The 24,716-nt window shown below is 49.8% G+C and carries 23 protein-coding genes; 12 read left to right on the plus strand and 11 right to left on the minus strand.

Annotation, left to right across the window (positions count from 1 at the left end; translation table 11 throughout):
- The 6 genes from H164_RS14610 to H164_RS0111340 form a co-directional block, all read left to right on the plus strand.
- Nucleotides 1-352, plus strand: a 352-nt coding sequence (locus tag H164_RS14610) for a DUF6621 family protein (RefSeq protein ID WP_019968721.1), incomplete at its 5' end; no start/stop codon positions are given.
- Between the two features lie 6 nt (nt 353-358).
- Nucleotides 359-1,597: a saccharopine dehydrogenase family protein gene (locus H164_RS0111320; RefSeq protein ID WP_025830340.1), complete on the plus strand. Its 1,239-nt coding sequence runs from the start codon at nt 359-361 to the stop codon at nt 1,595-1,597.
- 24 nt (nt 1,598-1,621) lie between these two features.
- Nucleotides 1,622-2,641 (plus strand): recombinase RecA, encoded by a 1,020-nt coding sequence (recA, locus tag H164_RS0111325; protein ID WP_019968723.1) that lies wholly within the window; start codon nt 1,622-1,624, stop codon nt 2,639-2,641.
- 783 nt (nt 2,642-3,424) lie between these two features.
- On the plus strand, nt 3,425-3,637 hold the full coding sequence (locus H164_RS0111330) for a hypothetical protein (RefSeq protein WP_019968724.1): 213 nt from the start codon (nt 3,425-3,427) through the stop codon (nt 3,635-3,637).
- Between the two features lie 57 nt (nt 3,638-3,694).
- Nucleotides 3,695-6,544 carry a fimbrillin family protein gene (locus H164_RS0111335; RefSeq protein WP_019968725.1) on the plus strand — a complete coding sequence of 950 codons (2,850 nt, stop codon included), beginning with the start codon at nt 3,695-3,697 and terminating at the stop codon, nt 6,542-6,544.
- Between the two features lie 22 nt (nt 6,545-6,566).
- Nucleotides 6,567-8,300, plus strand: coding sequence for a hypothetical protein (locus H164_RS0111340; RefSeq protein WP_019968726.1), 1,734 nt, complete (start codon nt 6,567-6,569; stop codon nt 8,298-8,300).
- A gap of 96 nt (nt 8,301-8,396) precedes the next feature.
- Here H164_RS0111340 and H164_RS0111345 read toward each other — a convergent pair whose 3' ends face one another.
- From H164_RS0111345 to H164_RS0111355, 3 genes are all read right to left on the minus strand, one after another.
- A complete protein-coding gene (locus tag H164_RS0111345) occupies nt 8,397-8,741 on the minus strand; it encodes a hypothetical protein (protein ID WP_154652156.1) in 345 nt (114 codons plus the stop codon).
- Nucleotides 8,742-9,169: 428 nt separating this feature from the next.
- Nucleotides 9,170-9,631, minus strand: a complete 462-nt coding sequence (locus tag H164_RS0111350) for an HU family DNA-binding protein (protein ID WP_019968728.1) — start codon at nt 9,629-9,631, stop codon at nt 9,170-9,172.
- 81 nt (nt 9,632-9,712) lie between these two features.
- A complete protein-coding gene (locus H164_RS0111355; protein WP_019968729.1) occupies nt 9,713-10,156 on the minus strand; it encodes a D-Ala-D-Ala carboxypeptidase family metallohydrolase in 444 nt (147 codons plus the stop codon).
- 279 nt (nt 10,157-10,435) lie between these two features.
- Here H164_RS0111355 and H164_RS15225 point away from each other — a divergent pair, with 279 nt between their 5' ends.
- Complete coding sequence (locus tag H164_RS15225) at nt 10,436-10,801, plus strand: hypothetical protein (protein ID WP_081622295.1); 366 nt, start codon at nt 10,436-10,438, stop codon at nt 10,799-10,801.
- Nucleotides 10,802-11,215: 414 nt separating this feature from the next.
- On the opposite strand, the gene H164_RS0111365 is transcribed toward H164_RS15225, so the two are convergent.
- Nucleotides 11,216-12,298 carry a DUF7833 domain-containing protein gene (locus H164_RS0111365; RefSeq protein WP_019968731.1) on the minus strand — a complete coding sequence of 361 codons (1,083 nt, stop codon included), beginning with the start codon at nt 12,296-12,298 and terminating at the stop codon, nt 11,216-11,218.
- Nucleotides 12,299-12,736: 438 nt separating this feature from the next.
- Here H164_RS0111365 and H164_RS0111375 point away from each other — a divergent pair, with 438 nt between their 5' ends.
- Nucleotides 12,737-13,396: a toxin-antitoxin system YwqK family antitoxin gene (locus H164_RS0111375; protein ID WP_025830371.1), complete on the plus strand. Its 660-nt coding sequence runs from the start codon at nt 12,737-12,739 to the stop codon at nt 13,394-13,396.
- Nucleotides 13,397-13,598: 202 nt separating this feature from the next.
- Nucleotides 13,599-14,027, plus strand: a complete 429-nt coding sequence (locus H164_RS0111380; protein ID WP_019968734.1) for a hypothetical protein — start codon at nt 13,599-13,601, stop codon at nt 14,025-14,027.
- A gap of 763 nt (nt 14,028-14,790) precedes the next feature.
- On the opposite strand, the gene H164_RS0111390 is transcribed toward H164_RS0111380, so the two are convergent.
- The 7 genes from H164_RS0111390 to tsaB form a co-directional block, all read right to left on the minus strand.
- Nucleotides 14,791-15,417 (minus strand): hypothetical protein, encoded by a 627-nt coding sequence (locus tag H164_RS0111390; RefSeq protein WP_019968736.1) that lies wholly within the window; start codon nt 15,415-15,417, stop codon nt 14,791-14,793.
- A gap of 231 nt (nt 15,418-15,648) precedes the next feature.
- On the minus strand, nt 15,649-17,031 hold the full coding sequence (rseP, locus tag H164_RS0111395) for an RIP metalloprotease RseP (RefSeq protein WP_025830372.1): 1,383 nt from the start codon (nt 17,029-17,031) through the stop codon (nt 15,649-15,651).
- Between the two features lie 48 nt (nt 17,032-17,079).
- Nucleotides 17,080-18,243 carry a 1-deoxy-D-xylulose-5-phosphate reductoisomerase gene (locus tag H164_RS0111400; RefSeq protein WP_019968738.1) on the minus strand — a complete coding sequence of 388 codons (1,164 nt, stop codon included), beginning with the start codon at nt 18,241-18,243 and terminating at the stop codon, nt 17,080-17,082.
- Nucleotides 18,244-18,259: 16 nt separating this feature from the next.
- Nucleotides 18,260-18,781 (minus strand): ribosome maturation factor RimM, encoded by a 522-nt coding sequence (gene rimM / locus H164_RS0111405; protein ID WP_019968739.1) that lies wholly within the window; start codon nt 18,779-18,781, stop codon nt 18,260-18,262.
- Nucleotides 18,782-18,846: 65 nt separating this feature from the next.
- Nucleotides 18,847-20,157: a UDP-N-acetylglucosamine 1-carboxyvinyltransferase gene (gene murA, locus H164_RS0111410; RefSeq protein WP_019968740.1), complete on the minus strand. Its 1,311-nt coding sequence runs from the start codon at nt 20,155-20,157 to the stop codon at nt 18,847-18,849.
- Nucleotides 20,158-20,159: 2 nt separating this feature from the next.
- Nucleotides 20,160-20,762 (minus strand): DUF4290 domain-containing protein, encoded by a 603-nt coding sequence (locus H164_RS0111415; RefSeq protein WP_019968741.1) that lies wholly within the window; start codon nt 20,760-20,762, stop codon nt 20,160-20,162.
- A gap of 1 nt (nt 20,763) precedes the next feature.
- Nucleotides 20,764-21,456: a tRNA (adenosine(37)-N6)-threonylcarbamoyltransferase complex dimerization subunit type 1 TsaB gene (gene tsaB, locus H164_RS0111420; RefSeq protein ID WP_019968742.1), complete on the minus strand. Its 693-nt coding sequence runs from the start codon at nt 21,454-21,456 to the stop codon at nt 20,764-20,766.
- A gap of 89 nt (nt 21,457-21,545) precedes the next feature.
- Here tsaB and H164_RS0111425 point away from each other — a divergent pair, with 89 nt between their 5' ends.
- The 3 genes from H164_RS0111425 to nadD all read left to right on the plus strand — a co-directional run bounded on the left by H164_RS0111425 (nt 21,546) and on the right by nadD (nt 24,234).
- Complete coding sequence (locus tag H164_RS0111425) at nt 21,546-22,424, plus strand: YicC/YloC family endoribonuclease (protein WP_025830374.1); 879 nt, start codon at nt 21,546-21,548, stop codon at nt 22,422-22,424.
- 92 nt (nt 22,425-22,516) lie between these two features.
- On the plus strand, nt 22,517-23,590 hold the full coding sequence (gene gmk / locus H164_RS15235) for a guanylate kinase (protein ID WP_019968744.1): 1,074 nt from the start codon (nt 22,517-22,519) through the stop codon (nt 23,588-23,590).
- Nucleotides 23,591-23,592: 2 nt separating this feature from the next.
- The gene (gene nadD / locus H164_RS0111435) at nt 23,593-24,234 is read left to right on the plus strand and encodes a nicotinate (nicotinamide) nucleotide adenylyltransferase (protein WP_019968745.1); all 642 of its coding nucleotides are present in this window, start codon (nt 23,593-23,595) and stop codon (nt 24,232-24,234) included.
- Nucleotides 24,235-24,716 lie beyond the last annotated feature (482 nt).

A 24,716-nucleotide genomic window follows, 5' to 3' on the forward strand; every position in this document is an offset into this window, starting at 1 on the left:
GCCGTCGGATTATGCACATGAACTGCATGCACAGGCCTTTACCGACCCGCAGCTGGGCGAGTTCACACTCACTTCTGTGGCATGTGGCAAGACCATCAGCAAGGAAGAATACATCGAAAACGTGATGCGCACGCTGTTGGAGCATGAGGAAGTGCGCCGCATCATGGTCATTCCCGACGGCAACGGCGATGCGTGGGACCGGTTACGCAGGCTGTTGCACAGCGCAGACGATGACAACAAGCGCATCACCCTCTTTGCCATGCAACCCATGGAGGGCGGGAACTTCCGCCAAGAGCTATTGGGCTACGCGCTAATGAGTGCACTCGGAATCAAAGCAGACGAAATCAAATAAACCAATATGAGTAGAATACTGATGATAGGAGCCGGTGGTGTGGCCACCGTCGCAGCCTTTAAGATGGCACAAAACACCGATGTCTTCACGGAATTGATGATTGCAAGTAGGCGCAAAGCCAAGTGCGACCGACTCGTTGAGGCCATCCATGCCAAGGGATACAGCATGAATATCAAGACAGCCGAGGTGGATGCAGACGACGTGGACCAGCTCAAAGCGCTCTTCAATGCCTACAAACCCGAACTTGTCGTCAATCTTGCACTGCCTTATCAGGACTTGACAATCATGGAAGCCTGCCTCGCTTGCGGCTGTAACTACCTCGACACGGCCAATTATGAGCCTAAGAATGAGGCTCATTTCGAGTATTCTTGGCAGTGGGCTTACAAGGACAAGTTCGAGAAGGCTGGGCTTACTGCAATCTTGGGTTGCGGCTTTGACCCCGGTGTTTCGGGCATCTACACGGCTTATGCGGCCAAACATCACTTCGATGAGCTGCAATATCTCGACATTGTAGACTGTAATGCGGGCAACCATCACAAGGCTTTTGCAACGAATTTCAATCCAGAAATCAACATCAGGGAGATAACCCAGAAGGGCCTATATTACAAGGATGGCGAGTGGATTGAGACCGAACCGCTGGCTGTTCACAAGGACCTTACCTACCCAAACATCGGACCGCGCGATAGCTATCTGATGCATCATGAGGAGTTGGAGTCGCTGGTTAAGAACTATCCCACCATCAAACAGGCTCGCTTTTGGATGACGTTCGGACAGCAATACCTCAACTATCTCGACGTGATTCAGAACATCGGAATGGCTCGTATCGACGAGGTTGAGTATGAAGCCCCGCTTTCCAGCGATCCCACCAAGACCGCAAAGGTGAAGATTGTGCCGCTTCAATTCCTCAAAGCCGTGCTGCCCAACCCGCAAGACTTGGGCGAAAACTACGATGGAGAGACTTCTATCGGCTGCCGGATACGCGGAATCAAAGACGGAAAGGAGCACACCTATTATATATATAACAACTGCAAGCATCAGGAAGCCTACAAGGAAACGGGCATGCAAGGCGTCAGTTACACCACAGGTGTGCCCGCGATGATCGGTGCAATGATGTTTGTCAGGGGCCTGTGGAGGCGGCCCGGCGTGTGGAACGTGGAGGAATTCGACCCCGACCCGTTCATGGAACAGCTCAACACGCAGGGACTTCCGTGGCACGAAGTGTTCGATGGCGACTTGGAACTCTAAGAAATTCATTTAAAAAACAAAGATATGACAAAAGAAAACGAAAGCAACCCGCAGAGCGAAAAGCTGAAAGCACTGCAGGCAGCAATGTCTAAAATAGAGAAAGACTTTGGAAAAGGCTCCATCATGCGCATGGGTGACGAGCAGATTGAGCATGTGGAAGTGATCCCTACCGGCAGCATCGGCCTCAATGTGGCCCTCGGTGTGGGCGGTTATCCGCGTGGAAGAATCATCGAAATCTATGGCCCCGAGTCATCTGGTAAGACCACCGTGGCCCTCCATGCCATTGCCGAAACGCAGAAAAAAGGTGGCATTGCGGCCTTCATCGATGCCGAACATGCCTTCGACCGCTTCTATGCTGCCAAGTTGGGTGTCGATGTTGACAACCTATGGATCAGTCAACCGGACAACGGAGAACAGGCTTTGCAGATTGCAGATGAGCTGATTCGTTCGAGTGCCGTAGACATATTGGTGGTCGATTCCGTTGCCGCACTGACACCGAAAAAGGAGATTGAGGGCGACATGGGCGACAATGTGGTGGGCCTGCAAGCCCGGTTGATGAGCCAAGCCCTGCGAAAACTCACCTCGACCATCAGCAAAACCAACACTTGCTGCATCTTTATCAACCAGTTGCGCGAGAAGATTGGCGTGATGTTCGGCAGTCCCGAAACCACCACGGGCGGTAATGCTCTGAAGTTCTATAGCAGCGTCCGTCTCGATATCCGGCGGGTCACGAGCATCAAGGACGGTGACAATGTCATCGGAAATCAAGTACGTGTAAAAGTTGTCAAGAACAAAGTGGCCCCTCCGTTCCGCAAGGCTGAGTTCGAAATCATGTTCGGTGAGGGCATCAGTAAGGTGGGCGAGATTCTCGACCTCGGCGTTGAATACAATATTATCAATAAAAGCGGGAGTTGGTTCAGCTATAACGGTTCCAAATTGGCACAGGGTCGCGATGCCACCAAGACCTTGCTCCGCGACAATCCCGAGCTGTGTGAAGAGCTCGAAAAGCTCATCATGCAGGCCATTGAAGCCCGAAAAGAGTAAGAAAGTACCGCTCCCCCGTTTTCAGTTGGCTGGTTGACAAAGTAAACGGGTTAACAAGGTGATTGTTCTGCGTTGCGCGGACGCACGAACCGTGCGTCCCTACATACCTGTCATAGTCAAATTGATGCGCAAGATAGTTGAGATGGCGAACTATGCAAACGCATGTAGGGACGCACGGCTCGTGCGTCCGTTCCAACAATCACGCGATTTGCTTTCAATCCCCCCTGCGCGGACGCACGAACCGTGTGTCCCTACATTTCAATCCCACCCACTTCGCATGCTAATATGACTGATGTTACACGGTTAAATAGGTCATATTGCACGGTAATAAGGCTGATTTGGCGAGGTATTCTGCCCATGCAAGCGGTAGGCGGTTTGCATTTTAGCACATAATTCTATCATTTTCCTTGCCAAAGTTTTTGAGTCTCGTGAAAAAAGCTTAACTTTGCAGCGGTAAAATATCAGGAAGAATGATCAATAGGGTGAACAACAAAGTAACAATGGCGATACAGAAGAATTTTTCTTTTGTAGCTTTTTTTATACCTTTTTATTTGGTCATTCCAAATAATTTGCTAACACACACACACACACACACACACACACACACACACACACACATTTAAACAACAGTTCTTACGCGCGCGTAAGATACACCATAAAGTCTTACAAACAAAGGATGTGCAAGAAGTTTTTTGATAACTTTCTGCATGCTTTTTTGTGCGTATCAATGAATGAACAAAGGTAATACTAAATATCAATAACATTTTAAACTTAAACGGAAAAATGGAAAAGAAAGAAAAGCAGGTATACTTAAGTCCAGGTATCGAGGTCATTCCCCTTGATAATGCTTGCCATCTCCTGCAGGACAGCAGGCCGAACGCACGGCCGGGCGGCGACCAAGGAGGCTCCGTGAATATTGAGAACCCCACAGAAGATGACGACGATACCAACATCTCGGGGGCCAAACATTGGGGTAGCGTGTGGGAAGAAGACTGACCGCGCGGCTGCACCGCAGTGCAATCAATACATAAAAATCGTATTCAAAAAAGAAAAATGGAAAAAATGAATTTCAAGAACAATATCCTTTGGCCGGCCGTCCCGCTGGCGGTCGCATGCCTTACGGTCGGCTTCACGCTGTTTTCGTGTGCCGACAAAGACATTGAAACGGACGATTCGAACGGAAAAGCCCTCGTGGCATTCAATGTTTCAGAGACGCAAGACCAGGCGCAGGCCGGTGCCAAGGCCTACGGTCCCATCAGTCGCGCGGCTTTTACGCGCGAACTTGCCGTGCAAGACCTCACACCCGAAGACCTCACAATGCAGAAGTTGCCCGTGCAAGGCAAAGCCGGCGCAGGACTCTGCCTGATAGAAACCACCGTTGCCGGTGTGCCTTCACAGCTTAAAGCCGAAGTGTCCACGCGCGCGAACATCACGACCATGGCCACATTGCAGCATTTTTCGACCACAGCCTTCTACGGTTCATCGGACGCGACCCTCGAACCTTGGTTCTACGACAAGGAGACCAAGGAAGACGGAACGCTCGTTTCGCCCATGTATTGGGACTGGTTTAAGAACCATGCCTGCTTCTATGCGGTCTATCCACGGCCTTACAGCAAACTTGTGCTTTCGCCTGAGAGCCATACGGGTACGCCGTATGTGGACTTCACTGTGGAATCCGACGTGAAAAACCAAAAAGATTTGATGACGGCCTGCTCGGGAAATGTGCACTCCACTATTGGCACGATGAGTGCCACGGCTCCGCGCACCGACCTCACTTTCCGCCATGCGCTCACGGCGGTGCGTTTCAAGGTGGGCGAGAATCTATCATATAGCAAGCACATCACAAAGGTGGAAATCGTTGGTGCAAAGAGCAAAGGCAAATATACGTTGCCCACCGATAAAGACCACACCGGCGCATGGGATGCTTCCTCGCTCTCTGCACCTGCAACCTTTACATTAGGTGGTGACGGAACGGTGAGCGTGAGCACGTCAGAGGCGGTAAACAACATCATCGTGGGCAAGCCCGGCGACAACTATGTGTTCTATATGATACCGCAAACGCTTACGGGCGTGCAGGCAAGATTCTATTTCGACGGTGCCACCACTCCTGCTATCACAGTTTCCCTCCCCGGTAAATGGAAGCCCGGCACAACGAAGACCTACGCGCTGTCGCAGAATACGTCGACATGGCAGTATGAACTGACCGTCACGCCACCTGCCCCAGCAGAATATAATGCCAATGCAACGGGCAATTACAAGATAGAAAGCTATCGCGAAGACCCAGTGAGTCACACCAAACAAGCTGTGCCTTGGGAAGTGGTAGGCTATGACACCAACGGTGATGGCACTTTCTCGATGACCGAACCGCTTCCAAGCTGGTTTACGAGCCTGACCACAACGAGTGGCAATGGCAGCATTACGACAACCGGCGAAACGGGCGTAGCCCATTTGGTGCCCGAGGCTGCAAGCATAAACAAATTGGCAGCGATGAATGCTGCTTTAAAGCTGAATGCCAAGGGTTCGGCATCAGACTATTACGACCTGTCGACCCACGACATCAAAGGCAACACCACACTGCGCAACACCGCCAACTGCTATATCATCTCCCACCCGGGCTATTATAAAATTCCCCTGGTTTATGGCAACGCCATCAAGAACGGTGGTAAGAATGAAAGTGCCTACCAAACCGGTAATACCGGGCCTCTTATTTTGACGCACTTTAAGGATCACGACAACAAGGACATCACCGACCCTTGGATAGAGAAGACCAACAGTGGGGCCAACAATGGTGTGAACGATGCCAAGGTGGTTTGGGCAGACGAAGCCGGATTGGTGAAGTTTGGCGCAACCAAGATTGTGCACGATGCCGGCAGTAATGCCTTCGTGCAGTTCGAAGTGCCTGCCGATAAAATCAAGAACGGCAATGCCGTCATCGCTGTGATGAAGAATGGCACAGTCGTTTGGTCGTGGCATCTGTGGTTTATTCACGACGATGCGCTCAACACCATTGCCTGCCGGAACTATCAAAACAAACGATATGATTTCTCCGAAGAAACGCTTGGCTGGAAATATACTGTTTGGAGTCGTACCAGCTACACCTCGCCACGCAGCATCAAGGTGAAAGTCAGACAGACAAAAGGACAGATTTCTCCTGCAACGCGTACAGAGGCAGTCCTCACCATTACGCAGAATCCGGGTAATGTGCGGCAAGGTTACAACACCCTCTACCAGTTCGGGCGCAAGGATGCCTTCCCCGGCACCGATGCTACAGCCGAAGGCTCATTTACCAAGAATGGCGGTGACAACATGTCCATTCAGAACGGCATCCGGCATCCCGAGACTTTCTACACCGACGGTTCGTCTTGGATGAGCAATCCACCTGCCGGCTACTCTTACTACAACCTGTGGTCGGCCAACAACACCACTACCGGCTTCAACGACGAAGCCGTGGTTAAGACCATCTATGATCCCTGCCCCGCAGGTTTCCACATGCCCGCCTCTAACGCCTTCACCGGTTTCACGAGGAATGGGCAGAATAATGGGCCAATGAATGTAAGCGGTGGTTGGTACAACGGGTGGAACTTCAACAACAAGATATCTTCTCCTGATGCCACCGTATATTTCCCTGCTTCGGGTTTTCGCTACTACTACAACGGTTCGCTGGGCTACGTGGGCAGCGGCGGCCACTATTGGTCGGCAGTCCCGGTCAACACGTTCCGCGGTTGCCACCTGAACTTCGACTCGGACTTCGTGTACCCGCAGAACCACAGCCGTCGGTCGTTCGGGCTCTCTGTCCGCCCCGTAGCCGAACCCAAAACGAGGGTGACGCCAAAACTGCCGGGCTCAACCGAGGAAGACTGGAGCAGCAACGAAGACCTCGATGCCGGCGATATTGATATTTAACAACACAAAAGCAGAAAGAACAATGATGAACATAAAACAAAACAAAGGCCTCTTCGCCCTGTTGCTGTTGGCTGTGCTGACGGCATGCACCAGCGAAGACAACATCACCACCAGCAAGCAACTCATCGAAGTGGGGGGCGACAAGCTGAAAATAGTCATCAACGAAGAGCCATTCGATGTCGAAACAACCACCCAGACACGTGCGGGAGGAATGGCACAAGCCATCCCCGCGGGCACGGTTGATTTGGGCGACGGCCTCGAAGCCGAAGTCTCCATCAGTCAAGGCACCCCCGCCCCCAAGACGCGCGCCACCGTGGTGAGCGACGGGCACTACAACATCTACGCCTACGATGCCAACACCAACCAAATGCTCATCGGCCCCAACAAGAAGCTATCGGGCAACGTGGTGGGTGGCGTTTTCACCCCCGATGCCGGCTCACGCTTAGAGTTGGAGGCCGGCACCTACAAGTTTGTTTGCTGCACGGATAATATCCACTTGAATGATACTTATGGCACAGGATCTCTATACCCAAGTGAGAATTGGAATGCAATCAGCATCACAAACGAAATGGCTGGTGCAACAGAACAGACCATCTCGGGCGACGACGATCAGATTGTTTTCCTGATGCACCATCGTTCAATGCGTTTTCGGTTTCGGACGATAGCCTATACCAACCAACTCACCGATGTAAAATTCAAGCTATTGTTTGACTCCCAAAGCAATTACTATACTTACATCAATATTCCTACAGGTTTTCAAGGCCCAGGAACATCAATGTCTGCCCCTGCAGCCGTTCGTCCCTACACCCTACCTTCAACGCCCACGCGGGTTTCGCCCACCTATCCGCTGGCCAACGAATTTTTGAGCGACTACAAATATCTTAGTCCTCCCTATGCTAAATATGGGGGTGTGGGCGGATTTACATTCGAACTCTCAGGCACTATCTATGGCAAGACAGTGAACAAAACCGTAGATTGTACCTTCGACCCCGCCATCGGAACGATCGAAAACGGCAGCTACACCATCAACCTTAAGCTCAAACCCACTCCCGCCCTCTATCTCTTTGAAGATGGCACCTGTGGCGCATTGGCCGAGAAGGGGTCGCGCACACCGATAGCAGCTGTGGTGAAAGAGAAGACCGCTACTGAGGATGGCTTGGCCATCGCGCTGAAGGACGATGCATCAGATGGAATCGGCACCGTGAAATGGGGAGGTCCGAGCGGCGAAACTACTCAGCAATTCAACCATATTGTGAAGTCTACGGTTGCTGATGTTCTTGCCGACATGGACGGTTATAAATACACCTGGGAGGCTGCCGGAAGCCTCGACGGAGTGACCATCAAAGCTAACAATCCCAATATGGATGCTTTCTACAAAGCAGCCAACCACACATCGCCGGCTCCCATCACTTTCGGTGGCGGCAAGCGCGGCAAATGGTTCCTGCCCAGCTTAGGACAATGGGTTTTGGCACTGAAAGCATTGGGAAAGACCACCACCCTGCCGACCGACCTCGTGAGCAGCGGCAGTTCGACTACCACGGGAAATGTAGACATTAATTATTTGAATAGCTCATTCACAGCTGCGGGCGTTGGTGGAAATAAATTAGACAACTATTGGTATTGGACCAGCACGCAATATCACACCTTGGAAGCCTGCTCCATCGACCTTGCGAATGGCGGTACGAACACGTTCCGACTCACCTCTGAACCTACGGGACGGACAGGTGAATGTGTTCGCGCTTTCATCCATTTCTAAGCATCAGTGTTTCTGAGGCGGTAAAGTTATTCCGCCTTCGCGTTGTGCGTGGGAGAGAGTACAACCCCCAAGGGGGTAGCATTTTTGCTTGCGTCGTTACCCGGGGTAGCCTACTGTCGTCGGCAACCCCGGGCTATCGAATGTACAACCGCGATGCGGTAGGGCGCACCACATGGTCGGGCCCGAAAAGAGTAAGAAAGCACCGTTCCCCGTTTTCAGTTGGCCGGTTGACAAAGTAAACAGGCTGACAAGTTGATTGTTCATACGCATGTAGGGACGCACGGTCCGTGCGTCCGTTCCAACAATCGTGCGATTTGCTTTCAATTCCCCTTTGCGCGGACGCACGAACCGTGCGTCCCTACATTTTAATCCCGCCCATTTCACCGTGTAATCCCGCTCATTTTGCGTGCTAATATGACTGATATGACTTATATTGCTCATCAGATAAACTTCTTCATGTGGCCCTATAGTTCCTTTGTGGCCGTCTTTAACAACATGAATGGTTATAGATATACTTGGGGAACCGAATGGGAACCGTGGCACCACCACCATTAAAGCGAACAGCGAACAAGATTTTCCGGTATTTCCTCCTTCCATTTAGGATAAGAAGGAATGAAACATCAATGTTCAAAACCTCGAACTTCAGACTTCAAAACAAAAGGGGCAGGGTGGTTGGTTAGACTACCCTGCCCGGTCTTCACATGATTGGGGTCTTCAGTGCGCCCTCATTCACTCGGCCTTTGCTACTTTGTCCGCTCCTCCTTTTGCGGTCGGGAGAGGTTTTCAAGAATGGTTGTAGCCACATTGATAATCACGTGGAAGATGATTTTCCATAGATTGAGCTTGTTCATATTTACCTCCTTTCTGTTTTATGCATGGGGTTGTCCACCGGCCTTACTTTTCTTTTCCTTCACGATGGCATACTGGTCCATCTCCTTCAGCGTCGCACCGCTGAGCATAGCCTTCACGCGTTTGTGAGAACTGCCGTCAACACGCGTTTCGGGCGTGAAGAGCACGCGCATGCCCTTGAGGTGCTTGGTGGGGTTGAAGTTTCCCGCCGAGTCTGCGCCCGCGGTGCTGATGGAAATCTTGAAGCTGCCGAACCCATCGAGCTTCACGCGCTTGGAACTTTGGAGCTGATCGGTCATCACTTCCACCAGTTCGGTCAGCACGGCCTGCACATCGCTCTTCTTCATGGAGCAGTTGCGCTCGATGATGGCCGAGATGTCGTTCAGATCGGCAGTGCCGTTGTGCATGGCCCGTGCGTAGAACTTACCGTAACCCGGGTGCTTCTTGTTGTTGTTCTTGTAGATTTTGTAAATCACTGACATAATAGTTACCCTTTCTTTTTGTTAAATTGTTAATAAGATTGATAGTGTTTTTCCAATTGGAATATTGCGAAACGTTTGCTTTCAGATAGTCATTTCCATAGCTTCGCCCCGATTGTGGTGCGGAGGTTGGCGGAAGCTCACGTGGAGCCACATGCAACCATTGCGCATTCGGTGCTCAAAGAGCAGTTGATCGAAGACGAGTGTGTGCTTGATGAACAGGTAGTAGCGCCGTCCGGTTGCCTCGTTGGGGATATGAATGTCGGCCGCTTCCCCGCGCATGTGCTGTGAATTGGAGGCTCCTCCGACTGCCTTATTCAGGGCATTTGAGCGATATCCGCTCGTGATGATGATGCGTCCGAAACGCATGCGGAGGGGTTCCAGCACGTTGAGGCACAGTTGCCGCAGGTTTTCCTCTTCCTCACGGCCGGGCAGATTCTCTATTCCGAGTCTTATCGCCATGCCCGACCGTTGCATTTCCTGTTTTGAGAAATGAGGCGAATACATTTCTTCTGTTGTTTTTCTCATTTGTTTTTGTTATTAAGGTATAAGAAAATTGTTATCCTGAACACATGGCAAAGATACGAAATCTTGCACCCCTTTGTCAAATTTTATCTGATACAAAAAACTGATACGCTCCGAAAAAGTCGCTGTTTTAAATTCCATTAACGCCCGAACAGGCTCGAGTGAAAATATATTTCCATTCAAACTGCTAACTTTGCACCTAAGGATTACCTGTCCGGCCCGCCTGCTTTGCTGACGAAGACCGACCGGAAGGCCCACCAATGAACCAAAAACCAGTTGAAGATGGAAAGAATATTAGAATCCATGAAAAGCGAAATCGTCGCTATCCTCGCCCTTTCGCCCGACCGCTACACATGGAAGGGCACCACCACCGACCTGCTGGAGGCCATCAATGTCGTGTGCATGGGCTGCGACCTCTGCGATGCCACCGGCCGCTGCTACTCTTTCGGCCGTCTCACCCACGACGTCTGCCTGCGCCTCAACCTCCACGAGCCCCACAATCCGCGGTCTTATCTCTCGAAAGCCCGACAGCGGCGCAACCTTCACCGTCCCCCGTTCATGCGCCGATACGCGTTGGCCCTCGAAACTGTTGACCGCCCCCTGTTCCGCTATATCCATGCGGTCTCGCCCGAGCGTGAACAGCCTTGAATTTCAACGCGTTCTTCCAATCATACGGCTGTATCGTGCACACCCGCCAACGGTGTGCGTGGTCCTTTCCTACGGACATTCGCACGTATCAATATTGGGCGAACAGACAGGATTACCGCGCCTGCGCATCTCCTTCCTTATGGAATTTCTGCCAAATGATGCAAATATCAGCGAAATGTGTAAATCCAAACGTAAAATGTATAACAATGCTTCGGAATTAAAGCCGTATATTTGCAGCGTGATAGGAGGAGATCGGATGTGATATCCGGTGTTTTCCGTCTAATCTCAATAGCTGTTAGCATTTGATTTTGTGGTAAGAAGATTCAGGTTAGACGGGCCCCCGTGCGTTTGCACGGGGGTTATTTTTCTCCGGCCCAGGGGGGCAGGGGGAGGCTTCTCCTCTTTTTGGGGCTTTCACCTTTGTCTTTCATAAATCCGGTTCTGATAGGCCATGAATTGGGCACGGGTGTTACTGCCGGGACGCAGCAGGTTGGCCAAATAGTCCTTGGCATCAGAGGCCGACCGAATGCGTTTGGCGTGCATTCGGCAGTAGCCTTGGAACCACAGCAGCAGGTTGCGGCGCACGAAGAGGTTGGCATGCACAGCGAGGTCGACCATGTGTTCGAGGCTCGCCATGTAGCTGTTGTCGGCATAGAGCAGGGCCAGCAGTTCGCGGGGCACGCCTTCGTCGGGTTGTGCAGTCGTGTCGGGCGACGGTGTAGCCACGTCGGCTGGCGGTGTGGCTTGCGAATCGGGCGCCACGGGCTGTGGTGACGGTGCGCGGACTGCGGTGGCAGGAGCCTTTCTGGCGGCTTTTGGCACGGCATGCCTTGGAGTCGCAGTGGTTTTATCCGCAGAAGCATTGGCCACGGCGACCGCTTTCGTGTCTTCAGCAACTTTTCCTTCGACCACAACGTCGGCGTCGACGGCCTCCGCGTCTTCAGAAACAGTTTTATCGACAGAAGAATCGGCGACGACGGCGAACACTTTTTCCCGCCGACTTTCTCTTTTTTTCTCTTTCGTCGTTCTTTGTTCTAGTTCTAGTTCATAGTTCTTAGGAAAGTTAATCGCTTGATTATCAATGCTTCCATTTGTTAATTTATTTAAATTTCTATTTGATTTCTCTTTTCCCGTGCTATTTTTAACAAAAAATCGCACGAGATAGGGGCTCGTAAAAATCTGTCCATCGGGTTCGATGGTGAAGAGTGCGGGGAGATCGTAAATGAGTTGCAGGATTGTTTTCTGATTCTTGTGGCAAGCATGTGCAATCTCCGCCACAGCGTAGAGTGGAGCGCGGCATTCGGTGCGTCGTTCCAAGAGGTATTTCATGATGTAGAGCACGATGCCCCAGCCCGCTATGCCGTACTTTTCGCGTACGAGTACCATGTCATAAGCGTTGAGCATCGAGAGATTGAAGCGTACGAAGAGTTCCGAAGCATTGTTTACGGTGTTCCTTCGGGCGGTTGTTCCCACCCTTTGCGTGTTTTTGTTTTCCATTTTGATGTGATTATTAAGTGTTATCCTTATTTGCTTGGCTGCAAAGTCGGTGCAAATGCATGCAATGAAAACTTGTTTTCAGATTGCCGAGTGCAGCCTGACTTCTGCAAAGACAGTGCAAACGAGCGCAATGAAAACTTGTTTTCAAATTGCCGAGTGCAGCCTGGCTTCTGCAAAGACAGTGCAAACGAGCGCAATGAAAACTTGTTTTCAAATTGCCGAGTGCAGCCTGGCTTCTGCAAATATACAAAATCTTGCACCCCCTTTGCAAGTTTTTCGGGGAAAAAGTGGAATAATTTAGCCGGCTGGCTTTTTATTTTATTATTCAATCTCCTTGTTTCCGTGATTTTCTTTCTATATCCTTGCTTTGTATTTGTTTTTTATCTATTTTTGAATGCGAAACAGCATGCAAGTGCATTTCATTTATACGCAGGAAAGATGAGAAAGTTTATTTTATTGATGATGTCTATTCTCTTCACGGCGTGTGTTACATCTACGCCTAAAAAGAGTATATCGAGAAAAAGCAGGCAAAAGGTTTGTTTGGAAAGGCTTGACACCGCTGATGCCAACAAAAGAATCCTTGAATATAGGAAAATGGAAGAAGCAGAATTTCCTGATGAGCAATTTATGGATCCAGCCAGTTATTGTGAATATACGGATTCTATGGGATGTACCATATCTATTACCAAGACAGTTAATGGATATGTCACAACGAAACAGAAAAAAAATAGTTTGTTTGGAGAGTATCGCTATTATTTCCTTAATGGCAATCTCAAAGAATCTGGTGAATATTATTTTCAGGATTTTCATTGTGGCATTTGGAGAGCATACGATGAGAAAGGCAATCTGCTCAAAGAAACTGATATGGATAAACCTTACAAGAAATATTCTTGGCAAAATATCTTGGCCTTTGCAAAAGAACGTAACATCAATCTTTATGATGACCAAACAACTGTAGATCGGTATGTAGATGAATCCAACATTCCCCATTGGTATATAACATGGAAAGATAAGACTGAAGTTTATTTCCATCTTGTTACTATTGATGCACGTAATGGGGATGTCATTGAAGATGATATTGCGTATGGGAAGAAATAAAATATATGATTAGATTGTTTGAAATGAAAAGGGATTTAAAATCTTTATGAAACAGTTATTGTTTATAAGTTTATTCGTTTTCTTGTCATGTACAAGTGGAAATAATTACGTTTCTATCCAACAGATAGATTCAAAGTATCCGATTACTATTGGTATAACACACGACACAATTTCGTACGTTGATTTTCCAATAAGTTTTTTGATGAATAGAGAAACTAATAATCCAGTGACTTTATTGGGGCATACCTATAAGTCTGGAAGCAGTTACACACTGGGGGATAAAGAATGGTATCTCAATGGAATAATCCTATATAACGTAAATGGGAAAATCGGATATTCTCCAGAAGGAGAAGATTGGAGAAAACTTAGTTGTAAACAGCGCGAATATATAGTATTTATCCGATACCAGCAATTAACTCAAGAAGCAAAAACACTTTTGAAAACACAAATAAAATCTTTTCCAGATAGCGGTGAAGTAAAAATTGGTAATATTCAACAACTACGGAAAAAAAACAAACAAATAGTTTTTGGTTTTCTCAAGAAAGACAGCATTTCTTTTACATTCAGTCATATAAATTTCATGAAAAAATATATAGTAAACACTATATATATGCCTGTAGAGGTAAGGTAGCTATGAAAAATCTTTTTATTCTTTTAGTTTTAAGTTTCTTTTATCTTGTGATGATAAAATCGACAACGTTATTTCCGTAGCACAAGCAGATTCTCATTTCCCTGTTTTAATGAAAGTTGATAATGATATCATCAGTATATTGAGTTTCCTTTGGTTTTCCAAATAAAGAAGACCATAGACAAGGAAGTAAAATTGTCTGGCGATGGCTATTTCTACAATGCCAAGTATGCAAAGTTACCCAAGGGTTGGTTATACAATGGGAACATATATGTCATTTTGGTATGAAAGTAGTTTTAACAAACATTGTATTGACCGCATAAACTTGCCTGTACACGTTCGATAGGTTAGGCAATCTCTCTGAAAATGATGCTTTCAAGTTTGAAAAGATATTCTTCTTAGCAATCAATGTCTTATCCTTTTCTTTCTGTTCGCTTTCACAGCAACACATCAAAGGCGCAGTTGATTGGACCAATAAGACGGTGGACACGTTGATTATTTTAATGACACCGTATCTTCCTATCAATTAAAACTCGAATACAAAAAGTTTGCCGTTCCTTTTACGGCCGAAGAAAAAGAACTGTAACCCTCGGGAGAGACATATAGCTATGCAATGAACAGCATTGACGGACAATATTACACGGTGGCAGTACGTCCACTCAAGCTAAAGGCAATTCCAAACGGTATATTCAAGCGTGCAAATTGATGGAGCGGACGCACGGCTCGTGCGTCCGCTCAATTCGTTAAGGAATACAACAGCGCCATGCTATTGTTTTATAAATCTTCCCTTATCATCAATAGTATATCTGCCAACCACTTGCCTTTTAACTACTTTCTCTTTATATAATTTATTCTTATACACGATGATATCGAGATTCTTGGCTATGGTAAAGGATTTGGCTTTCCAATCTCCACTGTTTTCTCCAATTTGCGAGAAGGCGGTTAACCCATCTATTATGTTCTCACCAGCTGATGTTATTAGTCTGTAAATGTGTGAAGGGGTGTTTTCGAGATAATAGCAAACCATATCAAGCTGAAATTTCTTGCCGGTATGGATGCGATAAAACAGACTTGGCCGAGATTTATCCCATCGGCTCTTATAAATATTCTCCAATGTGGCATTCCCCTCTATGGTGATAGGAAGGTATGGCATATCTTCTTGCTCTCCCATATCATGGCGATCCTTTTCTTTTTGGAATTGCCCAAAATCAAAAGGCAATGAGATTTCTTCGATATCCGTTTCAGATTGCTTCCCAACAACAATCGCCCTTCCTTTTAAGAGGGGGCCTGTTAGAGTGTCTATCGGGGTTTCCCAACTGGTTTCTGATTCCGTTTTAGCTGTACAAGTACTGGCAAAGAGGCTTACTGCCACAGCTAATATCATCTTCTGCATTGTTGTTATGATTTACGTTGCAAACAATCGGCAACTTATTTTTACCATTATCCTAAGTTCTTATTTTGAAACATTACTTCACGTTCGATTTGGCGACTATCCTCATTCTGAACTATTCGGAAGTTCCGAATAGCTCCCCCTCTTCATAATGTACAATAATATGGGAAATGATTATCGTTCGACAAAGACGCAAACAGCGTACACATCGGGCACCACGGGCCCGATGTGCCCCTACATATACCCCAGCCAGCGCAGGACATCGTTGAGGTTGGCCACGACCATCAGCAGGATAAGGATAGCAAAGCCGGTATATTCGGCCCTGATCATGAACTTCTCACCCGGTTTACGCCCCGTAATCATCTCGTAGATGAGGAAAATCACGTGACCACCATCGAGGGCGGGAATCGGAAGAATGTTCATAAAGGCAAGGATAATGCTGAGGAAGGCGGTCATCTTCCAAAAGAGATACCAGTCCCACGTAGAGGGAAAAAGACTCCCAATGGACCCGAAACCGCCCAAACTCTTGGCACCATCGGCCGTGAAGATATACTTCATGTCGCCCACATAGCCTTTGAGTACGTTCCAACCGTAGGCAATTCCGGCCGGGAAACTGGCCAAGAAACCGTAGCTTTTGTGCACGGGTGTGTAGAGACCGGCCACACTTGGGAAGGCAATCTGCAGTTTCAGGTCGGGCGTGAGTAGGGTCTTTGCAGTGTCAACCCGCTCACCTTGATAAACCAACTGCACCGTCCTTATTCGCATACTGTCGGCATGCGTCTCCGCAGCGGCCAATTCATCGCTCAAACGGCTAAGCTCATCGAGGAAAAGATTGGCCGAAGTGATTTTCACGCCATTGATAGCCAGCAGCTTATATCCCTTTTTCAGGCCCAGTTTCTCAGCCGGACCGCCCGGCATAACAGAGTCGACTGTTGCAGGAAGATAAGGCCGACAGAAGGCAGGTGTGGTCTTGATCATGTTCAAGAGATTGATATTGCCCGGCAGGTTCAGCCGCATCGGCTTTCCATTGCGCACGATATCGACGCACCGGGCCTCTGAAAGCGTACGGAACATGTCGGCATCGAACTCCTTGAACGTGCCTTTTTCGGTGCCCACGAGCACGTCATGGTCTCTCAATCCATAGCTTTTTGCCTCGTCGTTGAACACCATTCCCTGCGTCATATCCTTGGGTTGAACGTAGGTTTCGCCCCAAACGAACATGATCATCGAGTAGATGAAGAGGGCAAGAAAGAAGTTCACGGTGACACCACCAATCATTACCAGCAGGCGTTGCCACGTGGGTTTGGTGCGAAACTCCCACGGTTGTGCAGGCTTGGCCATCTGTTCGGTGTCGAAACTCTCGTCAATCATGCCCGCAATCTTGCAGTAACCACCCAGCGGAAGCCAGCCCATGCCATACTCGGTATCGCTGTTCTTGGGTTTGAAACGAAACAGACTGCCACCCCATTTGCCGATGCCGACATCGAAGAAGATATAGAATTTCTCAACCCGAATGCCGAAGAGCTTGGCAAAAAACATGTGTCCGCCCTCGTGGAGCAGCACCAACAGAGAGATTGCCAGCACAAACTGCAACGCTCTTACTACGATTACTTCCATTCTTATTTATTGTTTTTGTTTACTTTATGATTGGGTTCGCCTGCCCGTTCAGCTCGGAATGAGCCCTTGGGCAATGGCACGCGCCTCGGCATCTGTCTGCAGATAGACGTCGAGGTCGGGACTCTTGTCGAACGTTGCCTGCTGCATCGTGCGCTCAATCACATCGGCCATGCCGAGGAAAGAGCAGCGATTGTCGCGGAAGGCCGCATTGACAATCTCGTTGGCCGCGTTCAGTATGCACGGCATATTGCCTCCCTTGTCGATGGCTTCGTAGGCCAAAGCGAGGCATTTGAACTTGTTTCGGTCGGGTTCGAAGAACTCCAAGCGTTGCTGTTTGACCAAATCAAGCCGCTCACCCTCGAGATGTAAGCGTTCGGGAAAGGAGAAGGCATACTGTATGGGCAGCCGCATGTCGGGCATGCCCAGCTGTGCCTTCACCGCACCGTCGGCAAACTGCACGGCACTATGCACGATGCTCTGCGGGTGAATGAGCACTTCTATCCGCTCAGCCGGCACACCAAAGAGCCATTTTGCCTCCATAACCTCGAACCCTTTGTTCATTAATGAGGCCGAATCTATGGTGATTTTGGCCCCCATGTCCCATGTCGGGTGCTTCAAGGCATCTGCCGCCGTGACGCTTTCCAGCTGCGCTTGGGTGAACAAACGAAAGGGACCGCCCGAACACGTGAGCAGGATTTTCTCGATTTCATTGTCGGCATCGCCCACGATACTCTGGAAAATGGCACTGTGTTCACTGTCGACGGGCAGGATAGGCACGTGGTTTTCTTTGGCCAAACGGCAAATCAACTCACCCGCAACAACCAAGGTTTCCTTGTTGGCCAAGCATATTTTCTTGTGCGATTCAATGGCTTTGATGGTGGGGACAAGGCCCGAGAAGCCCACCATCGCGGCCAATACCATGTCGATGGGCTCGGCTGAGACGATTTGTTCCAAGGCTTCTTTGCCGGCATAAACCTTAATGGGCTCGTCACGGAGCAGCTCTTGCAACGCTTCGTAATGGGTCTCGTTGGCTATGACCACCGCTGCGGGCTTGAATTCACGGGCCTGCCGAGCCAGTTTTTCAACGCTGTTGTTGGCCGTCAGACAATAAACTTCGTAGCGGTCGGGGTGCTGTCGGACGACATCGAGGGCCTGTGTGCCGATGCTTCCGGTAGAACCGAGAATACATAGCTGTTGTTTCTTCTTTTCCATTTCCTTTTTCTTGGATTTATAAGTCGAGCAGACCGTCGGGTATCGTCATTCGGATTTCGCGCTTCTGCAGGTCGGCTTCGTGGACCAACTCCTCGTGGGCAGGCAGCAAGACATGGCCTCCAGCGGTGGTTTCCAGCTCAAACAGGGTGTTGATCGTGGCTTCATCGACCGACGTGATATGCCCCACAAGCTTGCCACTCTGCCTGTCGATGACCGCAAACCCTATGATTTCGGCCCACGAAACGTGTGCCTCGTCACTGTCGGAGAGGCTGCGCGGAAAGTAAACCGCATGGCCCGTGAGTTCTCGGGCACGCTCTTGCGTGTCGATATCCTCGAACTTCACGAGTGCGTTCTCATTGCTTTTGAAGCGGTATTCCTCGATGAAAAAGGGCACGAGAATGCCATCCATGTCCACAACAAGATAGTCGGCATCGACACGGTCGAATACATCGTCGCTGAAAAGGAACGACAATTCGCCCTTCACACCATGGGGCTTCCCCAGCTTTCCTATCTTGTAAACGTCTTCTTCTCGTATCATCTATTCGTTCACGCATGAGCGGACGCACGGACCGTGCGTCCCTACATGCCTTCTTCCTGTATCATCTATTCGTCTACACGCCTGATGCAGGCTCCCAAGCGGTTCAGTCTGTCTTCGATGTTCTCATAACCGCGGTCAATCTGTGCGATATTGGCTATCCAACTGGTTCCTTCGGCACTCATGGCCGCAATAAGTAAGGCGATACCGGCACGGATATCGGGACTTGTCATTCGCCCTGCACGCAGCCGTTTCTTATGGTCGTGCCCGATGACGACGGCCCGGTGGGGGTCGCAGAGAATGATTTGGGCGCCCATATCTATCAACTTGTCAACGAAGAACAGGCGGCTCTCGAACATCTTTTGGTGAATGAGCACCGACCCCCGTGCCTGTGTGGCCACGACCAGCAGAACGGAAATCAAATCCGGCGTAAGTCCGGGCCAAGGCGCATCTGCCAAGGTCATGATGGTGCCGTCGATAAAGGAGTCGACCACGTAATGAGGCTGACGTGGAACAACCAAATCGTCGCCCTCAACCTGTATTTTTATGCCCAAACGTTCGAAGGTATCGGGAATGATTCCAAGGTTCCTGAACGACACGTTCTTGATGCGTACGCCGTCACCCACCATGGCTGCCATGCCGATAAAGGAGCCCACCTCGATCATATCGGGCAAGATTGTGTGCTCGGCCGCGTGCAATTGCTCCACACCCACTATCGTAATGCGGTTGCTGGCAATGCCGCTGATGCGCGCACCCATGCCATTCAGCAAGTGACAAAGCTGTTGAATGTAGGGCTCGCAGGCTGCATTATAGACGGTGGTTGTGCCTTTTGCCATCACAGCCGCCATGATGATGTTGGCCGTTCCCGTGACCGAAGCCTCGTCAAGCAGCATATATGTGCCCTTGAGATGCTTGGCCTGAATTTGGAAAACATCGCGTTCATGGTCGTGAACAAACTTGGCTCCCAAGTGTTTGAAGCCCAGAAAGTGCGTATCCAAGCGTCGTCTTCCAATCTTGTCGCCGCCGGGTTTAGCCACGGTGGCCTTGCCAAAGCGACCCAACAACGGGCCTATCATCAGCACACTGCCCCGAAGCGAGGCGCATTTCTGCACGAACGCCACACTGTCGAGGTAGGAAAGGTTGAGCTGGTCGGCCTGAAACGTGAAGTCACCTTGCGCATGTCGCGTCACTTTCACACCGATTTCCTGCAGCAACTTAATGAGGTTATTGACGTCGAGTATCTCGGGAATGTTCTTGATTCTGACCGGGTCGGCCGTCAACAACGTGGCACAGATGACCTCCAATGCCTCGTTCTTGGCTCCTTGAGGCGTGATTTCGCCCTTCAACCGATGCCCTCCTTCGATGATGAATGACTCCATGGCTATCTCTTCTTGCGCTTGTTGACCGTGTTGGCAACAGGCCGTTCGACGATTTTATTGAACACGAAAGAGTCCAAATCCAGCTGTATCTTGCCGTCAGTGTAGCGTGCAAGGTCTGCAGCAACCTTTTCATTGTCGTTCGATCCGTGGCTCCATGCCATGAGATCCACCTTCATTTGATTGGCTGTCAGGCGCACAAGGGCATCGCGTTCCGGCCCGGGTTCCATTGCTTTAAGCTTTTCGAAGAGTTCGAAAATGATGTGTCCGTAGTGCCTGACCGCTATCCGTTGCATCGGATAAGCCATCGGTTGGGGCCGCGAAACCATCTTGTTGGCCTCGCTGATGTCGTAAGGCCAGTCGATGTCCAACTTGAAATTGCTCATGATGGCCAGCTGGTCCCACAGCTTCTGGCGGTAGTTTGTGCTCTCTCTTCCCTGCGGAAACATACGCTCCATGATGGTGATGATAGTCTCGGCACAGGCTTGTCGCTCGGCCTTGTCAGCCAGATTGACACAGTAATCCACCATGCTTTGCACTTCACGTCCGTATTCCGGCATCACGAGTTTCTCGCGTTGCGTATTGTAATCCAATCCTTTTATATCCATATCACAGTAATTTCTTTGGCGTTTTGGCCACAAAATCCTTCAGATAGAAGGGCACAAAGTAGGCCACATCTTCGTACTTTCCTTGCGCAATGCGCTTCTCTGCTAGCGGAAACATGTTCTTGGCGAGGGGCAGAATGCCCTCCACGAGATGCGCATTCGCATGGTTTATCGTGCTCATACACTTGGCCGCACCGTTCCCGAAGAAGTAAACCGGGCCCTTGTCAAGCTGATCTCGATAGGTATCGGCAGTCACAATGTCGGCCTGAACGGGTCTTATCTCGTTCAATGCGCGGTCGAACACCTGCGCATAGACCTCCATACGGCGGGCGTCGAGCATGGGAACGAGCAGCGCATCTTCGGCTTTCGGGAGCTCTTGAAGCAGCACGGGGACAGCCAAAAGCTCCAATGTCGGTATGGCAATCAGCCGCACATCGCGACCGTAACAGATGCCCTTCGCCATCGAAGTGCCGATGCGCAGCCCCGTATACGACCCCGGTCCGCAGCTCACGGCCACGGCATCGAGCACGAGGTCATGGCTGTCGATGAACGAAAGCGCCTCATCGACAAAGCTGCCGAGCGTCTCGTTGTGGTGAGGTCCGCTGTGGTCTTCCTTGTTGAAGATGCATGCTGCGTCGTTACTGACGGCAACCGAGCATACGTCGGTGCTCGTTTCAAGATTCAATATGCACGACATACGATGAAAATATAATCTAAATAAAGTGCAAATTTACGCTTTTTTCCTGCAAAATTGTTACTTTTGCAGAAATTTAACGCGATTGAATCATGATACAGTCCATGACAGGTTACGGCAAAGCCGTGGTCATCTTTAAAGAGAAGAAGATTAATGTTGAGATCAAATCGCTCAACAGTAAGGCCTTGGATCTCGCTGCCCGTATTGCGCCACTCTACCGGGAAAAGGAGATGGAAATACGCCAATTGATTGCCAAAAGCCTTGAGCGGGGCAAGGTGGACTTTGCGATTTGGATTGAGAAAGAGGCCATCGTCGATGCGGCACCCATCAATGCTGCCCTCGTAGAGAACTACTACCGGCAGCTCAAAACCATTGCTTCGCAGACCGGTATCCCCGAACCTGCCGATTGGTTCGACACGTTGTTGCACCTGCCCGACGTCACTACGAAGACCGATATGGAGCAACTCTCCGACGAGGAGTGGGCCTTTGCCTTGCAAGCCATCAATGAAGCGATTGCCGCTTTGGTGGCTTTTCGCAAGCAGGAAGGCTCGGCCTTGCAACTGAAATTCAACGAAAAGATTGACAATATCGAGCGTCTTCTTGCCTGTATCGAGCCTTATGAGAAGGGACGCACGGAGAAAATACGCCAGAATATCGTTAAGGGACTGGAGCAAATCCCCGGTGTCGACTACGACAAAAACCGTTTGGAGCAAGAGCTGATCTATTATATTGAGAAGCTGGACATCAGCGAAGAGAAACAACGGTTGACCAATCACCTCCGCTATTTCCGCGAAACAATGAACGAAGACGGCCGCGGCGTGGGCAAGAAACTGGGCTTCATCGCACAGGAAATGGGCCGCGAAATCAACACGACCGGCAGCAAAAGCAACCAAGCAGAGATGCAGAACATCGTCGTCATGATGAAAGATGAGCTGGAACAAATCAAGGAACAGGTGCTGAATGTGCTGTAGTAAACACCCACCCCAGCCCCCCCCAAAGGGAGGGAGAGCGTGCTTGAGGCGAGCTGTTCGGACTGTTTTTTGATGTAAGAAAAGCTTCGTTAATGAAATATCGCTACGAAACGAACGACGCAATCACCTATCATCTGCTGCTTCAGCGGGCGAAAGAGATGAGAAATAACCCAACGGAGGCCGAAAGAACGCTGTGGCAACACCTCAATGGCAACCAAATGGGAGCGCATTTCAGGCGACAACACCCCGTGCTCGACTACATTCCCGACTTTGTTTGCCTTGCGCTCAAACTCATCATCGAAGTAGATGGCGACTATCATTGCACGGAAGAGCAGCGCAAGAAAGACGAGGAACGAAGTCAATGGCTTGCAACCAAAGGCTTTACCATTCTGCGTTTCAGTAATGATGACATCTTTTCAAGACTCCATTTCGTGTTAGATAAAATCAGAAATAAAATGAAAGAAATCAGCAATATGCACTCTTTTGATAACAAACCAGCAAGTCTTTCGCAAACAAGCGCACCCTCCCTTCGGGAGGGCCGGGGTGGGTTTCCGGTTGGCCGGGGTGGGTTTCCGGTGGATAAGCATGGGCTTCCGGGTCGGCTTTTGGTCTTTAGCGCCCCTTCGGGCTCGGGAAAGAGCACGATTGTACAGTGGTTAGTGAAGGAACATCCCGAACTCAACCTGCATTTCTCCGTTTCATGCACGAGCCGTTTGCCTCGGGGAACGGAGCAAAATGGCGTGGAATACTTCTTTATCTCGCCCGAAGAATTCAAGAAAAAGATTGAAAATGAGGAGTTCATTGAGTATGAAGAGGTCTACAAGGACCGCTATTATGGCACGTTGAAGTCGCAGGTTGAGCAGCAAATCTCACGGGGAGAGAACGTCGTTTTCGATGTCGATGTGAAAGGAGGTTGCAACATCAAGCAATGCTATGGCAGCCGGGCAATGAGCATTTTCGTGCAACCTCCCTCGATAGAAGAGTTGCGCCGACGACTCAATAGCCGTGGAACCGATACGCCAGAAGTCATCGAACAGCGACTGGCCAAGGCCGACTACGAACTCTCTTTCGCCCGGAAGTTCGACCATATCGTGGTCAACGACGACCTCGAAACGGCCAAACAAAAAACCTACGAACTGCTTTCTACGTTTCTGAATCAACGATAATCGTGGCCAAAACCCAGCATACGACGCACATCGGCATCTATGGAGGTTCATTCAACCCCATACATACGGGCCATATCGCATTGGCAAGGACACTGCTCCGGCTTACTTCGCTCGACGAAATCTGGTTCATGGTGTCGCCACTTAACCCATTCAAGCGGGCAACCGAAGACCTTTTAGCCGACAATCTGCGCCTGAAACTCACCCAACTTGCCCTCGAAGGCGAACCCCGTCTCGTGGCCAGTGACTTCGAATTTGGCCTGCCCAAACCCTCTTATACGTACGACACGCTCCGCAAACTCACCGAGACTTACCCCCAGAACCACTTCACCTTAATCATGGGAGCCGACAACTGGCTCGCTTTCGACCGCTGGAAAGACCACGAAAAAATCCTCCGTGACTATCCCATCATCGTCTATCCGCGTCACAATTCCACTGTCGATGCCGCCGCACTTCCACCGGGTGTCACCCTCATCGACACGCCCCTCTACGATTTCAACAGCACGGTTATCCGCCAACGCGTGGCAGACGGTCGCTCCATTCACGGTCTTGTGAAGCCCGAAATCGAAGAACTCACGCGCGAATATTATCAGAATATGGCACAACATGGAGACAATGACATCAATATGCCCGAGAAAAGCATGTAGGAACTTTGGCCTTGAGCATTGCAATACGCCCACAACAAGCATGTAGGGACGCACGGCTCGTGCGTCCGCTCTATTATGAATGTAAGTCAATATACATAGGTTTGTGCGTCCGCGCAAGGGATTTCGAAAGCAAATAGCGCGGTTATTGAAGCGAATGCACGCAGCATTTTGAGCGGACGCACGGGCCGTGCGTCCCTACATGCATTCGCGCAGCCTTTCATCTCAACCATTTTGCACATCAATAAGTCCATGATGGCATGTAGGGACGCACGGCTCGTGCGTCCGCTCTATTATGAATGTAAGTCAATATGCATCGGCCCGTGTGTCCGTGCAAGGGATTTTAAAAGCAAATAGCGTGGTTGTTGAAGCGAATGCACACGACATTTTTGAGCGGACGCACGAGCCGTGCGTCCCTACATGTCTCTTGCTTGCAAATCATCTTCATAATAAGACTAATCCTAAAGGTCAAAGTTCAAGGTTCA

The sequence above is a fragment of the Segatella maculosa DSM 19339 = JCM 15638 genome, from assembly GCF_000382385.1.
Classification (GTDB): Bacteria; Bacteroidota; Bacteroidia; order Bacteroidales; family Bacteroidaceae; genus Prevotella; species Prevotella maculosa.

What these genes read in the sequence shown, in the direction of transcription:
- recA (WP_019968723.1), top strand. Translation starts at nt 1,622, where the DNA reads ATGACAAAAGAAAACGAAAGCAACCCGCAGAGCGAAAAGCTGAAAGCA.
- H164_RS0111345 (WP_154652156.1), bottom strand. Translation starts at nt 8,741, where the DNA reads ATGAGCAATATAAGTCATATCAGTCATATTAGCACGCAAAATGAGCGG.
- rimM (WP_019968739.1), bottom strand. Translation starts at nt 18,781, where the DNA reads ATGATACGAGAAGAAGACGTTTACAAGATAGGAAAGCTGGGGAAGCCC.
- H164_RS0111365 (WP_019968731.1), bottom strand. Translation starts at nt 12,298, where the DNA reads ATGGAAAACAAAAACACGCAAAGGGTGGGAACAACCGCCCGAAGGAAC.
- H164_RS0111425 (WP_025830374.1), top strand. Translation starts at nt 21,546, where the DNA reads ATGATACAGTCCATGACAGGTTACGGCAAAGCCGTGGTCATCTTTAAA.
- H164_RS0111330 (WP_019968724.1), top strand. Translation starts at nt 3,425, where the DNA reads ATGGAAAAGAAAGAAAAGCAGGTATACTTAAGTCCAGGTATCGAGGTC.
- H164_RS15225 (WP_081622295.1), top strand. Translation starts at nt 10,436, where the DNA reads ATGGAAAGAATATTAGAATCCATGAAAAGCGAAATCGTCGCTATCCTC.
- H164_RS0111375 (WP_025830371.1), top strand. Translation starts at nt 12,737, where the DNA reads ATGAGAAAGTTTATTTTATTGATGATGTCTATTCTCTTCACGGCGTGT.
- H164_RS0111350 (WP_019968728.1), bottom strand. Translation starts at nt 9,631, where the DNA reads ATGTCAGTGATTTACAAAATCTACAAGAACAACAACAAGAAGCACCCG.
- H164_RS0111340 (WP_019968726.1), top strand. Translation starts at nt 6,567, where the DNA reads ATGATGAACATAAAACAAAACAAAGGCCTCTTCGCCCTGTTGCTGTTG.
- H164_RS0111380 (WP_019968734.1), top strand. Translation starts at nt 13,599, where the DNA reads ATGAATAGAGAAACTAATAATCCAGTGACTTTATTGGGGCATACCTAT.
- H164_RS0111355 (WP_019968729.1), bottom strand. Translation starts at nt 10,156, where the DNA reads ATGAGAAAAACAACAGAAGAAATGTATTCGCCTCATTTCTCAAAACAG.
- rseP (WP_025830372.1), bottom strand. Translation starts at nt 17,031, where the DNA reads ATGGAAGTAATCGTAGTAAGAGCGTTGCAGTTTGTGCTGGCAATCTCT.
- H164_RS0111415 (WP_019968741.1), bottom strand. Translation starts at nt 20,762, where the DNA reads ATGGATATAAAAGGATTGGATTACAATACGCAACGCGAGAAACTCGTG.
- H164_RS0111390 (WP_019968736.1), bottom strand. Translation starts at nt 15,417, where the DNA reads ATGCAGAAGATGATATTAGCTGTGGCAGTAAGCCTCTTTGCCAGTACT.
- gmk (WP_019968744.1), top strand. Translation starts at nt 22,517, where the DNA reads ATGAAATATCGCTACGAAACGAACGACGCAATCACCTATCATCTGCTG.
- H164_RS0111320 (WP_025830340.1), top strand. Translation starts at nt 359, where the DNA reads ATGAGTAGAATACTGATGATAGGAGCCGGTGGTGTGGCCACCGTCGCA.
- tsaB (WP_019968742.1), bottom strand. Translation starts at nt 21,456, where the DNA reads ATGTCGTGCATATTGAATCTTGAAACGAGCACCGACGTATGCTCGGTT.
- murA (WP_019968740.1), bottom strand. Translation starts at nt 20,157, where the DNA reads ATGGAGTCATTCATCATCGAAGGAGGGCATCGGTTGAAGGGCGAAATC.
- H164_RS0111400 (WP_019968738.1), bottom strand. Translation starts at nt 18,243, where the DNA reads ATGGAAAAGAAGAAACAACAGCTATGTATTCTCGGTTCTACCGGAAGC.
- H164_RS0111335 (WP_019968725.1), top strand. Translation starts at nt 3,695, where the DNA reads ATGGAAAAAATGAATTTCAAGAACAATATCCTTTGGCCGGCCGTCCCG.